Origin of the sequence: Planomicrobium sp. CPCC 101110 (assembly GCF_007859395.1) — a bacterium.
Classification (GTDB): domain Bacteria; phylum Bacillota; class Bacilli; order Bacillales_A; family Planococcaceae; genus Planococcus.
In genome coordinates this window covers 37,513-50,920 of record NZ_VOHD01000002.1, presented here as the reverse complement: position 1 = coordinate 50,920, position 13,408 = coordinate 37,513, and the positions used below count along the sequence as shown (strand labels likewise).

Annotated in this window: 13 protein-coding genes and 1 tRNA gene; 1 reads left to right on the top strand and 13 read right to left on the bottom strand. The window is 45.3% G+C overall.

The genetic code is table 11. The features are described from left to right. Window positions 1-614: 614 nt before the first annotated feature. The 11 genes from lysS to tilS form a co-directional block, all read right to left on the bottom strand. Entirely contained in the window at window positions 615-2,099 is a 1,485-nt protein-coding gene (lysS, locus tag FQV30_RS00290) for a lysine--tRNA ligase (RefSeq protein WP_146498158.1), read from the bottom strand. A gap of 287 nt (window positions 2,100-2,386) precedes the next feature. After that, complete coding sequence (folK, locus tag FQV30_RS00285) at window positions 2,387-2,875, bottom strand: 2-amino-4-hydroxy-6-hydroxymethyldihydropteridine diphosphokinase (protein WP_146498157.1); 489 nt, start codon at window positions 2,873-2,875, stop codon at window positions 2,387-2,389. Then, the gene (folB, locus tag FQV30_RS00280) at window positions 2,872-3,237 is read right to left on the bottom strand and encodes a dihydroneopterin aldolase (protein WP_146498156.1); all 366 of its coding nucleotides are present in this window, start codon (window positions 3,235-3,237) and stop codon (window positions 2,872-2,874) included. Before folB ends, folK begins: the two co-directional genes overlap by 4 nt. After that, window positions 3,237-4,049, bottom strand: coding sequence for a dihydropteroate synthase (gene folP / locus FQV30_RS00275; protein ID WP_146498155.1), 813 nt, complete (start codon window positions 4,047-4,049; stop codon window positions 3,237-3,239). Before folP ends, folB begins: the two co-directional genes overlap by 1 nt. Window positions 4,050-4,184: 135 nt before the next feature. Beyond that, window positions 4,185-5,126, bottom strand: coding sequence for a cysteine synthase A (gene cysK, locus FQV30_RS00270; RefSeq protein ID WP_146498154.1), 942 nt, complete (start codon window positions 5,124-5,126; stop codon window positions 4,185-4,187). A 134-nt stretch (window positions 5,127-5,260) separates the two neighbouring features. Continuing rightward, the gene (locus FQV30_RS00265) at window positions 5,261-6,205 is read right to left on the bottom strand and encodes a peptidyl-prolyl cis-trans isomerase (RefSeq protein ID WP_146498153.1); all 945 of its coding nucleotides are present in this window, start codon (window positions 6,203-6,205) and stop codon (window positions 5,261-5,263) included. Next, the gene (gene hslO, locus FQV30_RS00260; protein ID WP_146498152.1) at window positions 6,189-7,070 is read right to left on the bottom strand and encodes an Hsp33 family molecular chaperone HslO; all 882 of its coding nucleotides are present in this window, start codon (window positions 7,068-7,070) and stop codon (window positions 6,189-6,191) included. Before hslO ends, FQV30_RS00265 begins: the two co-directional genes overlap by 17 nt. A gap of 17 nt (window positions 7,071-7,087) precedes the next feature. After that, window positions 7,088-7,855, bottom strand: a complete 768-nt coding sequence (locus tag FQV30_RS00255) for a type III pantothenate kinase (protein WP_146498151.1) — start codon at window positions 7,853-7,855, stop codon at window positions 7,088-7,090. 116 nt (window positions 7,856-7,971) lie between these two features. Beyond that, window positions 7,972-9,981, bottom strand: coding sequence for an ATP-dependent zinc metalloprotease FtsH (gene ftsH / locus FQV30_RS00250; RefSeq protein ID WP_146498150.1), 2,010 nt, complete (start codon window positions 9,979-9,981; stop codon window positions 7,972-7,974). A gap of 122 nt (window positions 9,982-10,103) precedes the next feature. Continuing rightward, on the bottom strand, window positions 10,104-10,655 hold the full coding sequence (hpt, locus tag FQV30_RS00245; RefSeq protein ID WP_146498149.1) for a hypoxanthine phosphoribosyltransferase: 552 nt from the start codon (window positions 10,653-10,655) through the stop codon (window positions 10,104-10,106). 10 nt (window positions 10,656-10,665) lie between these two features. Next, a complete protein-coding gene (gene tilS, locus FQV30_RS00240) occupies window positions 10,666-12,078 on the bottom strand; it encodes a tRNA lysidine(34) synthetase TilS (RefSeq protein ID WP_146498148.1) in 1,413 nt (470 codons plus the stop codon). A gap of 118 nt (window positions 12,079-12,196) precedes the next feature. Here tilS and FQV30_RS00235 point away from each other — a divergent pair. Continuing rightward, window positions 12,197-12,270, top strand: a tRNA-Met gene (locus tag FQV30_RS00235). Window positions 12,271-12,318: 48 nt separating this feature from the next. Here FQV30_RS00235 and FQV30_RS00230 read toward each other — a convergent pair. Next, a complete protein-coding gene (locus FQV30_RS00230; protein WP_146498147.1) occupies window positions 12,319-12,783 on the bottom strand; it encodes a DinB family protein in 465 nt (154 codons plus the stop codon). Window positions 12,784-12,902: 119 nt separating this feature from the next. Continuing rightward, the gene (locus FQV30_RS00225; protein WP_146495057.1) at window positions 12,903-13,331 is read right to left on the bottom strand and encodes a S1 domain-containing RNA-binding protein; all 429 of its coding nucleotides are present in this window, start codon (window positions 13,329-13,331) and stop codon (window positions 12,903-12,905) included. Window positions 13,332-13,408: the final 77 nt, after the last annotated feature.

Below are 13,408 nucleotides of genomic sequence, written 5' to 3'. Positions count from 1 at the left end.
ATGTATTAGGCACGCCGCCAGCGTTCGTCCTGAGCCAGGATCAAACTCTCCATTATAGAAGCTTGATTGCTCATGCTGGCGCTCGCCGTCCCGAAGGACGCACGAATCGCTTGATCTAGCCAGGCTTGATCAGTAGTTGTTTGCTCAAGCCGCCAAAGCGGCTCTCGCAGAAATTTTATTGCCGCGTTCGGAACGCGTCAATAAACTTTTGTTGACGTTTTGCTGTTCAGTTTTCAAGGTTCATTTTTCAGTTGCTTTTCTCAGCAACTTTATTAGTATATCTTTTCTCGTTTTACATGTCAACAATAAATTTGAGGTAATTATAGATTTATTAATCTAAGGTTATACCTGCCTTTATAGCAACTTTGTTATTCTATCATTTCCAAGAAATAATATCAACAACAATTTTCATCTGGTTCACCGCTTCTTTCAGCGACCTTAATAATACTAAAGCATCGCCAATTTCTTGTCAACTTATTTTTCGTGTTTTTTTGAACACTTCATTATTTACTAAATGTAAGGACAAATCCATTGCACATAGCCTCTTCTGTTTGTCGTTTCTTCATCATAAAAAAAAGACTTAAAACATGAAGTTTTAAGTCGTTAGCATGATCTCAGTCGCGTGGGCGCATTTGCGGGAACAAGAGAACGTCTCTAATAGAAGCAGAATTAGTCAATAACATAATCAATCGGTCAATACCAATTCCCAATCCGCCTGTTGGAGGCATGCCATATTCTAATGCTTCGATAAAATCATCGTCCATTTCATGCGCTTCATCATTCCCGGCAGCCTTTTCAACTAATTGGGCTTCGAAACGTTCACGCTGATCAATCGGATCGTTCAACTCAGTGAATGCATTTGCATGTTCACGGCGCACGATAAACAATTCAAAGCGGTCTGTGAAGCGCCCGTCTTCCGGATTTTTCTTGGCCAAAGGAGAAATCTCAACAGGATGGCCATAAACAAACGTCGGCTGGACTAATTGTTCTTCCACTTTTTGTTCGAAGAATTCATTTAGAATATGCCCAGTTTCCATAGTAGGCTTGATTTCAACATTGTGTTCTTTTGCTAGGTTTTGAGCTTCTTCTTTTGTCAGTGGTTGCCAGAAGTCTACACCCGTATATTCTTTAACAGCGTCAGCCATATGTAGTCGTTTCCAGCCTGGCGCTAGATTGATCTGGTCTTCCCCGTATTGGACAGTAGTAGTTCCCAGAACTTCTTGAGCTACATGAGCAATCAAGTTTTCAGTGAGTGCCATGATGTCTTTATAGTCGGCATACGCTTCATAGAGTTCCAGCATCGTAAATTCCGGATTGTGGCGCGTCGAGATTCCCTCGTTACGGAAGACACGGCCAATTTCATATACTTTTTCTAACCCGCCAACAATCAAGCGCTTCAAATGAAGTTCGATTGCAATGCGAATGTAAAGTTCCATATCTAATGCGTTATGGTGTGTAACGAATGGACGTGCAGCTGCTCCTCCGGCAATAGAATGAAGCATCGGTGTTTCCACTTCCAAAAAGCCTTGGCCATCTAAATATCTGCGCATCGATTGGATAATACGGCTGCGTAAGATAAAAGTTTCTTTACTTGACTCGCTTGTGATTAAATCCAAGTACCGTTGACGATAGCGCTGCTCTACATCTTTCAAGCCATGGAATTTCTCAGGAAGCGGGCGAAGTGATTTTGTTAAGAATTCAATTTCTTGCACTTTAACGGATAATTCTCCGACATTAGTTTTGAATACCGTCCCTTTTACTCCGACGATATCACCTAGGTCCGCACTGTTGAAGTAACCATAAGCTTCTTCGCCAATCGCGTCTTTTCGTACATAGATCTGAATTCTGCCTTTCAAGTCTTGAAGGTGCGCAAAGCCTGCTTTCCCTTTTCCGCGTTTTGTCATGATGCGGCCGGCAATTACAACTTCACGCGCCGTTTCTTCCAGTTCTTCTTTTGAAAGTTCGCTGTACTCGTTAACGATGTCTTCTGATGAGTGAGTGCGTTCGAACCGCGAACCAAATGGATCGATTCCATTATCTCGGAACGCTTGCATTTTTTGGCGCCTTACTACTATTTGATCATTTAACTCTTCTGTCATTTCCTACACTCCTTTATCTTTAAAAGCCACGCTCATTGGTGTATTTCTCTATTGTACACAATTTCTGTAATGTCTACATAAAAAAGCTGCCGCGAATTTGTGACAGCTTGCTTCTTTATCTCAAGCTGCCTGGCTTACCACTTCGAGTTCTGCCGATTCTCTCTAGCGCCTCTTCAATAATAGCTGTTGTTTCCGCTTGGTTGATCGTGGCGATGCCGCCAATTCAAAGCAGCCTCTCATTCGCAATAATTTTTATGTTCTTCCGTTTTCAGCACTAGTGCTGCTATTCAGCTCTTTCGAACAAATGAATCGACTCCGTCATATGTCTTCCATAAACGAACGTCTTGGCCCTCGAGCCTTTCAAATCCCCCAAACTTAGGATTGAGTTCTAACAAAGGCACAAGGACAAATGCCCGCTCGTGCATCCGGGGATGCGGAACAACAAGCCGTTCCGATTTCATATTTTCTTGGTTATAAAGCAGAATGTCAAGGTCTATCGTCCGGGGTCCCCAGCGCAAAACACGTTTACGGTCAAGGCGCTGTTCGATTTCTTGGCATATATCAAGAAGTTCAAGCGCGGGAAGATCGGTCTTGACGTGGACCACCATATTCAAAAAAGGGGATTGTTCGGTGAACCCGACCGGTTCCGTCTCGTAGAGAGAAGAAATACCCGCAACTTCAATCGATGGGTGTTCCACCAAAGAGCGGACAGCTTGCTTTAACATTTCGAGGCGGTCACCCATATTCGAACCGAGGGAAAGATAACTGTCGTTCATGCAAATTCTCCCCGCGTCAGTTCGATTGCAACTGATTTATAATGGCCTGGAATCGGCGGATCCGGTTTAATCAACAAAACACGGATTCCCTTGACTAATGGAAAACCTGCAAGAATAGCCGCTGCCACATCCTCAGCGACTGCTTCCACTAACTTTTTCGGTTCCCCTTCAATGATTGAGCGGCACGTTTCATATACCTCTCCATAATGGACAGTGTGTTCCAGTTCGTCCGTTTCACCGGCCCGCTTCAAATCAACCGCAAGGGAAACTGTCAGCCGGAATCGCTGGCCCAACTTTGTCTCCTCCGGAAAAACGCCGTGGTATCCGTAAAACTCCATATCATTCACATGAATAAAATCCATTATGCCATCTCCTCATAGTTTGTTTTGCCGAGCAAGACATCCATCATGCGTATAGCTTGAAACGTTTCTTTCACATCATGGACTCTGACGATTTGGCAACCTTTCTCAACCCCGTAGCAAACCGTTGCCAGAGAACCCGCCAACCGCTCAGAAACCGGAACATTCAACACTTTGCCGATCAACGATTTTCTGGAAGTCCCCAGCAAAACCGGATAGCCTAATGCGACAAATTGCTCAAGCAATTGCATCATCTCAATATTATGAGCTGTTGTTTTCCCGAACCCAATACCTGGATCAAGCCAGATCTGATCGGATTTCACACCTGCCCCCAATGCAATTTGCACACTTTCTTCCATATCTTGGCGAACCTCTTTCCAAAAATCTACGTATGACGTATCGTTACGGTTGTGCATCAAAATAATTGGCACCTTATACTTGGCGGCGACTTCCGCTATGGCTGGTTCGTGCTTTGCCCCCCAAATATCATTGATGATATGGGCCCCCGCTAAAACCGCCGCTTCTGCCACTTCCGATTTGTACGTATCTATGGAAATTGGCGTATCCAGTTGGTCCACTAGCGCTTTTATCACCGGTACAACTCTGGATATTTCTTCTTCTGCCGTTATCCGGATATGGCCAGGACGCGTCGATTCTCCACCGACGTCTATAATATCCGCACCTTCTGAGACCATTTGTTTTGCATGGGCAAGAGCTCGGTCTATAGCGGTATAGTTGCCGCCGTCAGAAAAAGAATCGGGTGTAACGTTTAAGATTCCCATTATCAATGTTTTGCCATTCGTATTAATGTTCATTATTTGCACCACCTGTTTGCATTTATGTATTTCCCGGGAAATCGATTGTTCTATTGTCTGTTCCATCTTAACGCTAATGGACTGGATTTCGCCATAATAAAAGAGCATGCTTCAGCATGCCCTTTTGGATCACCATTAATTGTTTTCTTCAAATTGGTAAAGAGGCGTACTCAAGTAACGCTCCCCGTTTGACGGAATAATCGCCAATACTTTTTTGCCTTTGCCGAGACGCTTCGCCACTTGCAGTGCCGCGTAAATTGCCGCTCCTGAAGAAACACCGCCTAAGATACCTTCTTCACGTGCAGCTCGACGAGCTGTTTCGTAAGATTGGTCATTGGTTACTTGAATAATTTCATCGTAAATCTCTGTGTTCAAAACAGCTGGGACGAATCCGGCGCCGATTCCTTGGATTTTATGGGGGCCAGGTTTTCCGCCTGAAAGCACCGGAGAATCTGAAGGCTCTACTGCTACGATTAAAATATCTTTGTATTTTTCTCTAAGCACCTGTCCAGCTCCCGTGATTGTGCCGCCTGTTCCAATTCCTGAAACAAATGCATCCAATTGATCGCCCATCGTTTCAACGATTTCCGGACCTGTCGTTAAACGGTGCACTTCCGGGTTTGCTTCGTTGTTGAACTGCTGCGGCATGAACCAGCCATTTTCAGCCGCTAATTTCTCAGCTGTTTTGATCGCACCGTTTGGACCATTCATTCCGTCAGTGCCAGGCGTTAAAATGAGTTCCGCCCCGTATGCACGAAGCAAGTTGCGGCGTTCCATACTCATCGTTTCCGGCATAACCAAAACAGATTTATACCCTTTTGCCGCTGCAATCATCGCAAGGCCGATTCCTGTATTTCCGCTTGTCGGCTCAATGATCGTGTCGCCTTCTTTTAAATTTCCGGACTTTTCAGCCGCCTCAATCATCGCTAACGCAATTCGGTCTTTTACGCTGCTTCCCGGGTTGAAATACTCTAATTTCAAATAGACTTCCGCATCTTCCGGTCCTGTAAGACGGTTCAATTTAACAATAGGTGTTTGCCCAATCAATTCGGTTATAGTATTTCCAATACGAGTCATTATTCAACACTCCTAATCCCCACTAATTTTATCGGCATTACTCTTTAATCATCCTATCAATCTTTAGCAGAATGTGTCAAATTGTAAGAACTATCAAAAAAAACGCTTCTGGAATAAGAAGCGTTTCACTATATTTATTCGCCATAGAACCATTTGGCGTCGAATTCCCGCCAAAATGCTTCTGGAGTAACAGATTGCGGCAATTGCTCGAGCGCCAATTCACGGCTTATATGTTCTTTGACGTCGTTATACGAAAAGGTTTGGCCTTCCGCTTTTTCCGTAACCGAGAGAATGGCGATTCGGCCATCTTCCATTTCAAGCGGATCGGACCAGCCGTCGACATCAATGGTCGCGACCGTTTCCGCTATTTTAGAATCGACTGATGATTGACCTTTTGTAATATAACCGATATCGCCACCTAAACTTCCGGTAGCCGTATCGATGGAACGCTCCTTGGCCAATGCTTCAAAAGACGTGCCATTTTCTAATTCGGAAATAGCCTTATCCGCTTCTGCCGCAGAGTCCACCACAATGATGCGGGAGCGGTAGGCATCTTTGATATCATAAAGGGATTGATTTTCCTGATAGAAAGATTCCACAGCTTTGTCATCAATGACAATGTCTTTTGTAAGTACTTTTTCCAAAATCAATTGGGTTTTCAAGTTATCGCGCAGCTGCTCTTCATCTGCTGCGTAAAGCGTTTTGTCGACGCCTTCTTGCGCAGACCGCAGCATAGCGAGTTCCAAGTCGATTTCTTTGTCGCTGACCTTGATATTGTATTCTTTAGCTGCCGTTGCCATGACTTTTTCATTGACCAATTCGAGCAAAGTGTCCCTCCCGTGCAGCTCTTCCATAGCAGCCATCCATTCTTGGCGCGTAATCTCTTCACCATCTACGGAAGCCACTTCTTCAGCACCGCCGGGCTGGTTTGGAATCAGCCACGCGATAAACCATAGCAGATTGCCGACAAATAAAATCACCAAAAGGACAAGAAGCGGCTTTGTTTTTAAACGCCTTCTAGGGCGTCCTCCATCTGCCGGTAAAGACGGAGGACGGGTACGATTATGATTGGAGCTCATCGATGAACGTTTCTAATTCCTCTTTAGAGTAACGGTATGTCTCCAAACAAAAATGGCATTGCGCTTCAGCCATTCCATCTTCGTCAATCATTTCCCGAATTTCTTGTTGGCCAAGCCCCAGGATACCATTAGCAAAACGATCTTTTGAACAGTTGCATTCAAAGCTCACCGGCATTTTATCTAAAATTTGGACATTTCCTTTTCCAAGCACTTCTTCCAGCACTTCTTCTGGCGATAGCCCGCGCTGGATCATTGTCGAAACAGGCTGGATTTGAGAAAGCTGCTTTTCGATCAGTTCAATCGTTTCTTCATCTGTATTTGGCATCAATTGGATGATAAATCCTCCAGCAGCCAAGACAGAGTTATCGGTATCAACTAATACCCCTAAGCCAACTGATGAAGGCACTTGTTCCGACACAACAAAGTAATACGTAAAATCTTCAGCAATTTCACCTGAAACAATCGGGGTTTGACCGGTGAAATTATCACGCAGCCCCAAATCCTTGACCACAGATAACATTCCTTCTGTTCCGACTGCACGGCGGACGTCCAGCTTGCCGCTTTTATTCAAATCAAAATGTGTTTGCGGATTGGTGACATAACCCCGCACGCCGCCTTTTGCATTACTGTCTACAAGAATGGCTCCGATCGGGCCTCCGCCTTCAATCTTAACCGTCACTTTGTTGTCGCCTTTTAGCATGGCCCCCAACATGACGCCTCCCGTCATCGCTCGGCCTAACGCGGCAGAAGCAGTCGGCCATGTCATATGGCGGCGCTGCGCTTCGCCAACCGTTTGCGTAGTGTTCACCGCAAAAGCGCGGACGCTGCCGTTGAATCCGAGGCCACGAACTAAGTAATCTTCCATGCTTATCTTTCCTTTCCTTACGCTTGGTTGCGTTTATATATATAGTATAGCCCTTTCAAGGTTAAAAAAGGATCGACTTTGTCAATCATATTCGATTCCCTGGCAATTAAAGGCGCGAGCCCTCCAGTTGCAACCACAGTCGGCATTTTTTTGCTTTGTGATTTCATTCGGCTCACAATGCCTTCCGCTTGGCCTACATAGCCGTAGACAATCCCAGCTTGCATGGCGGATACTGTATTTTTGCCGACAACGCTGTCCGGCCGAGCGATTTCAATGCGCGGCAATTTTGACGCCCGATTATATAGCGCTTCTGTTGAAATAGCAATTCCCGGCGCAATGGCACCACCCATATATTGCTGCTTTTCATCAATATAACAGTAAGTAGTGGCGGTTCCAAAATCCACAATGATTAATGGGGCACCGTAATCCTGAATAGCTGCTATTGCATTGACGATCCGGTCCGCCCCTACTTCCCTCGGATTGTCATATTTGATATTCAATCCTGTCTTTATGCCCGGCCCTACGATTAACGGCTTTAGGTAAAAATATTTTTGGCACATTTTTTCAAGCGAAAACATGATCGGAGGAACAACTGAAGACATAATGATTCCGTCAATATCGGCCACCACTACGTCTGCATCATTTAAAAACGCCTTGATCTGGATGCCGTATTCATCTTCGGTTTTGTGCCGAAGCGTTTCCATTCGCCAATGATGCATTAGCTGCCCCCGGTCGAAAACCCCTAACACAATATTGGTATTTCCTATATCCAATACTAAAATCATAATCCGACCTCATTTATCGACGATTTTCCACCACATCATACCATAATTACCGGAAAAGAAAAAAGGCTGATTGCCTTTCCCTTTGCAGGAAATAGGCAATCAGCCTTTGTTGTTTCTTATTTACGGTTTTCTTGAATCGGGCCTCTAGTTCCGCTTGCTTGGCCTTCTCTTGGCAAGTCGCCAGACGAAGGATCGCTCGGAGCTCCCGTGATATCAGGATTAACCTTTTCTTTTTTCAAGTCGACATTTTTTTCGAAATCGCCATTCAATGATTCGTATGAACGTTCAGGAAGCGTACCGTGTTCTTTCAAGTGAAGAATCTGGGCAGCGTCCAGTGTTTCAACTTCAAGGAGCGTTGTCGCAATCAATTCAAGAAGCTCTTTGTTTTTCGTCAAAATTTCTTTTGTGCGAATATACTGCTCTTTGATGATGCGCTGGATTTCCTGATCGATTTCGAATGCAATAGCATCTGAATAGTTTTGGTCAGAGTTGAAATCGCGGCCCAAGAAGACATTTCCGCCTTGCGCCTGGCCGAATTGAAGCGGTCCGATCTTGTCACTCATTCCATATTCAGTCACCATGCTGCGGGCAATTGCGGTTGCACGCTGGAAATCATTATGGGCGCCAGTAGAAACTTCGCCGAATATGATATCTTCTGCAACACGTCCGCCAAGCAAGCCGGCAATTTTATCCAGTAATTCTGGCTTCGTCATAAAGTAACGGTCTTCTCTTGGAAGCATTACTGCATACCCGCCAGCTTGTCCGCGCGGTACGATTGTCACTTTATGGACGATATCAGCATCGTCTAAAATTAGGCCGACCACTGTATGCCCAGATTCATGGAATGCTACGATATTGCGTTCTTTTTTCGAAATGACACGATTCTTTTTAGCAGGACCAGCAATAACACGGTCTGTCGCTTCATCGATATCGGACATATCAATTTTCAGCTTGCTGCGCCGAGCAGCAACAAGGGCAGCTTCGTTCAACAAGTTTTCCAAATCAGCACCGGAAAAACCAGGTGTACGTTGAGCGATTGCTTTCATGTCTACTGACTCGTCAAGCGGTTTGTTGCGCGCGTGGACTTTCAATACTTCTTCGCGGCCTTTTACATCCGGACGGCCAACTGTGATTTGGCGGTCAAAACGTCCCGGACGCAGAAGGGCTGGATCCAAAATATCCGGACGGTTTGTTGCTGCAATAATAATGATTCCTTCGTTTGCGCCGAAACCATCCATTTCAACCAATAGCTGGTTAAGTGTTTGCTCTCGTTCATCGTGTCCGCCGCCAAGGCCTGCGCCACGTTGGCGTCCAACTGCATCAATCTCATCAATGAAAATGATACAAGGCGAGTTTTTCTTAGCGTTTTCAAACAAGTCACGGACTCGGGACGCCCCGACACCGACAAACATTTCAACAAAATCGGAACCACTGATAGAGAAGAAAGGAACGCCGGCTTCTCCAGCAACTGCACGGGCTAAAAGAGTTTTACCGGTACCCGGAGGTCCGACAAGCAAAATCCCTTTTGGAATGCGGGCGCCAATATCGGCAAATCTGCGAGGGTCTTTTAAGAAATCAACAACTTCAACAAGTTCTTGTTTCTCTTCGTCTGCTCCCGCAACATCCGGGAAGCGGACTTTGTGTTTCTGGTCATCGTACAGCTTCGCTTTACTTTTACCGAAGTTCATCACACGGCCGCCACCGCCGCCTTGTGATTGGTTAAGCAAGAAGAAGAAGAGGATGAAAATGATAATGAACGGAATGATCCCAGTAAAGAACTGAACCCAGCCGCTTGTTTGCGGAGCGGGCAAATAGTCTACTTTGACATTAGTATCAAGAGCGGCATTGTCTATCTCTGTGAGCAGTGCTTCATTTTCCATTGGAATATTGGTGACAAAGGTGTCTTCATCACTTTCAGCATTAGACAATTTCCCGGTCACTTCATAAACCATTTGGTTTGGCTGAATGGTAACTTCATCAATATTACCAGTAGTCAAAGCCGTCAAAAATTCATCATATCCTATATTCTCGGTTGGTTGGTTGCTGTTGTTAAACGTCCCCAAAATCCCGATAATAACAAGGAAAATCAGCAGATAAAATATAGTGTATCGAAATATTCGGTTCATCCCGAGCCTCCTCACAAAATTTCCCTTAAAACTATACTAAATACTAACACAGTAACATTTGAGCGTACAACGAAAAGCCCTTGTCCATCAAGCTAAATTAAGAGACTGTGAACGTCTTTTGTCTATTCTTGTTCACCGCTGTAAACCGAAGGCTTAAGAATGCCGATATAAGGCAAATTGCGGTATTTCTCCGCGTAATCCAAACCGTATCCGACAACAAAAGCGTCTGGAACTTCAAAGCCGATATAATCAGCTTCCAAATCCACTTTGCGGCCAGAAGGCTTATCAAGAAGCGTAACGATTTTTATCGAATTTGCTTTCCGGTATTTGAACAAGTCCACCAAATAACTGAGCGTCAATCCACTGTCGATGATATCTTCGATAATGAGAAGGTCGCGCCCTTCAACGCTCGTATTTAAGTCTTTGACAATTTTAACTTCTCCTGAGGATACAGTTGCGTTGCCATAACTTGAAACATCCATGAAATCCATTTCAACATAGCTATCCATGCGCTTCATCAAATCGCCCATAAATGGCATTGCACCTTTTAGTACGCCAATTGCTAATGGATACTTGTCTTGATAATCACGCGCTAACACTTCTCCAAGCTCCCGCGCTTTCGCTTGCAGGCTCTCTTCAGAGATTAATACTTCTTCAATGTCTTTCTCTAACATGGTGGACCTCCTATAATCCGCTTTTTGCGGCCTTGACCTGTTGCTCGATCAATACCCAGTTATCTTCAATGCGCTCGGTTCGGCTAACAAGTTTGGACGGGCGAATCCCGGGCACGAGCAATATTTCACCACTCGTTGACGCGATGACTGGCCAGCCATCCCTTTCAGAAGCCGGGATTTTCTCGTCAATCATCAAACGGGCCACTTTTTTCGCTCCTGCCATCCCTGAAAGATGGATGCGATCGCCCGGCTGCCGGTTTCTGATTGTCAGCACAATCTCATCCGGAGCGGAAAAGTACCAAGAAACCGCCTCGCCTTGCTGCCTCGCTTTTTGGAGCGGCATTGCTTTGTAACGAAAGCCGTTCACTTCTGAAGACCAATCGTCTGTAATGATTAAAGATTCTTTTATTACCGTTTCGCCAATCGGCTGCCGGCTGAAATACACCCGGTCATACTGGCGAATCATCATACAATTTCGCGGCAAGTGCAGAAAAACCGTGCCCGCAGAACTGCGCATCATTTCATGCGCTTGATCGGCGAGCTGCTTGGTAATCGCTACTTGCTTCTCATTATATAGATAGTTTAATAGTAGTAGAACCAGTCTTTTTTGTAAAGCAAGTGCCTCTCGTTTGAATTTTTCAACCGACAATGAAAAGCCCCTTTTTTCGTGCTCAATCAGTTGCCGCATTTTCTCTTCAGCCAATTCCATCAAAAACCGCTGGTCTTCTTGCATCGTTTCCGCAAGTTCCACAAATTGCGCTGAAACATCTTCGTTTTCTTGCTTTAGCAGCGGCACCAATGATCGGCGGATGCGGTTTCTTGTGTAGACCGGCTCACTGTTGCTCGGGTCTTCCCGGTACGAAAGGCCGAACTCCAAAGCATAGCGGTTGATCTCATCTTTTGTAACAGCAAGCAGCGGGCGGACCAAGCAGCCATCACCAAACGGCCGACTAGTCGGCATGCCGAAAGAACCGGACTGAAGCGTCCCTTTTATGCCAGCCATTAGAATGGTTTCAAGCTGATCATCTGCGTGGTGGGCAGTCGCCAGCTTGGTCGCTTTCGCCTCCTGCATAACTGCGGAAAAATAAGCGTAACGCTCTTCTCGGCACACCTGCTGTTTATTGCCGCCGCCAAACTTCAGAATATCCGGGACCGGAATATCGCGGCTAAAACAAGGAATCTCCCAGTCCGCACAAAGCTGCTCTGTAAAAAAGCGATCACCGAGCGACTCTTCCTCCCGAAGCATGTGATTAACATGAACTGCCGCTACTGAAATGCCAAGAGCCTCTTGCTGCGATATCAGAAAATGCAGCAGCACCACAGAATCTACCCCTCCAGAACAAGCGACGAGCACACGGTCCCCCGGAACAAACAAGTGATGCTTCGAAAGATGACGGTGCACTTTATCTGTAAAACTTTTCATTTTTTCACCTCTAAAACCGCGTTCCTTTTCATAGTGCCAAATGACAAACAAAAACTTTGTAAAATTCCGTTGACACATTTCTCGTTCGATAGTATGATATTAAAGTTCGCTTGAACAAGGCGGCGTAGCTCAGCTGGCTAGAGCGTACGGTTCATACCCGTAAGGTCGGGGGTTCGATCCCCTCTGCCGCCATCTTAATAGCTCTTTAAAGCAGTATTCCTTTTGGGATGCTGCTTTTTTTCATGTCAAAAAAGAGTTGATTTGTTCGAGATGGTGGTGGTCATGCTCAAGCATCCCGGCGAAATAATCCGCCAGCGACGTATCTTTTTCGCCAGCTGTAAAGCGGGCATGCCAACTAGACTCATCCAGCCCTTCAATAGCTTGCCGCAGCAAAGCCCGTTCTTTCTGTGCGTGATTCAAGATTTCAGGAAACTTCATCTTTTCAACGCCTTCTACGGCTTTTCGGTTAAATTCATCCACATCTTCAAACCCTTCGACGCTTGCGCCTTCTTTCATATGAGGAAGCCTTTCCTCCCGCACAAAGCGGTCCCATTCGGCAAGATGCATGACGATCTGGGCAACAGACCATTTTCCTTCTGTACACGGTGTATGGGCGACTTGTTCATCTTGAATTGCTGTTTGAAGCGACGCCAAATAAACTTCGTATTCTTTGTAAGCTTCAAGCACTTGAGTTTTTTCCATCATTGCCACACTCCCAACAAATTTTTTGATAAAAAAAACGCTTCCCTGGTGAGAAGCGTTCTAATTTAAATTTGTTCAGCTGTATTGAAGCATTTTCCTATGCCATTAAAACAGCTAGCAAGTTATCCTCTTCTTGCACCACGGCCGCCGCGCTTAGATTCTGTAGCACGTTTCAAAGTCGAAATGTTTTCTTCACTGTCTTTTAAGAATTTCGCCATTTTGGTTTCGAAGTTTTCTTTTGGCGCGCGCTCAAATGAACGGTTATTGCTTGGGCGTGGACGTTGTGGACGAGCAGTTGTTGTTGCACCTTCTGGCTGTGGTTTCGCTTTGCGAATGGAAAGGCCGATTTTGCCATCAGCTTCTACATTCATTACTTTAACTTCAACCATTTCGCCAACTTTCAGATGGTCGTTGATGTCTTTGACATAATTGTCAGCGACTTCACTTATATGCACGAGGCCAGTTGCACCAGTCGGAAGCTGAACGAACGCTCCGAAATTTGTAATACCTGTAACTTTTCCTTCTAACTTGCTACCTACTTCAATCGACATAAAAAAAATGCTCCTCCTTAAAAATTAAGATGACTCTGTTCCAGTGTCATGTAAAGGTTATAGCGGGACTCTGCCCA